This is a genomic window from Ileibacterium valens (genome assembly GCF_001945525.1).
In the GTDB taxonomy this organism is placed as follows: Bacteria; Bacillota_I; Bacilli_A; order Erysipelotrichales; family Erysipelotrichaceae; genus Ileibacterium; species Ileibacterium valens.
Map to the genome: position 1 here is coordinate 1 of NZ_MPJW01000208.1, position 1081 is coordinate 1081.

Sequence of the window (1081 nt, forward strand, 5' to 3'; positions counted from 1 at the left end):
ATAAAGGAAATACACGGTTTATCAGTAAGTTTAAATCCATGATGAACAACGGAAAAAACCGGAATATTGCAATCGCTGCTTGTGCCAGGGAAATGGCTTGCTTCATCTGGGGAATGGCTACGAATCACATTGAGAATCGTTCTCACTGTGATCCACTCACTGGTGAAATCCTTAGCCAAAACATCACAATAGAAAATAAATGTTCAAATCAAATCAACGGAACAACCAAGTTTTAACAGAATTTGCAGCACTCTAAGTCTTTTTATCTGAAGTTAACGAACAATTGACAATAAAGTTCAGAGAAATGAATGTCATTCATAAGTCCTGGAAGTAAGAGGTTTGACTATCCACGATAATTCTATGTTAATCCGCGTTTTTAGATGGTGGGGTCTCAGCGAAACCATTAACCTGTGAAAATCCACGTATATCAGATTGGTTTAAATAGCTGATGAATCCATTCCAGGATTTATGCATGACATTCACTAATCCCTTTATGTAGTTAAAAAATAAATTAGTTAGCCCTCAGTGCGCCCTTGACAAGGGGGGCTTTCATATCAGAATTCACTTTTGATATTTTTGAATTTCTGTTCGTGGTTATATAAAAGCACCCATTTTGGGCGTCAAGTTGATTAACACTTGGTTATTTCAGCTTAACGCTCTGGGTGCTTTTTCTTTAACAAATTTGGTATTTAGTTCGATAACTTAAACAACTAAATATCATTTGTCAATCGATAAATAAAGGAGATTTTTTATGAAAAAAGAGAAGATTTATATTGACATTCTTCAACTGCTTAAAAGCCAGAACCTCGGATTTTCAGTACTCGAACAAATGATTCAGGAACACGAAAACAGAATTGAAATGATTGAAGAAACGATATTAAGAATCAGAAACAATGAACTTAATGGAGCGGTTTTATATAAAGGTGTTTCGGAGGATCACCATTATATGTTTAAAGCCTACGATTCAGTAAGCAAACAAATTGTTCTATCCGATACCGACCTCAACTTTTCAACTTCATTAGTTGAAATTATTGATATAAGCTACTTCACATTAGGGAATTATTCCTCTCAATAGTTACAG

1 protein-coding gene and 1 pseudogene are annotated in these 1081 nt (G+C 34.7%); both read left to right on the forward strand.

Annotated elements, in window-relative coordinates:
• Positions 1-236, forward strand: a pseudogene (locus tag BO222_RS14125) (hypothetical protein); the annotation flags it as partial.
• 515 nt (positions 237-751) lie between these two features.
• The gene (locus tag BO222_RS10940) at positions 752-1075 is read left to right on the forward strand and encodes a hypothetical protein (protein WP_075820829.1); all 324 of its coding nucleotides are present in this window, start codon (positions 752-754) and stop codon (positions 1073-1075) included.
• The last annotated feature ends 6 nt before the right edge of the window (positions 1076-1081 follow it).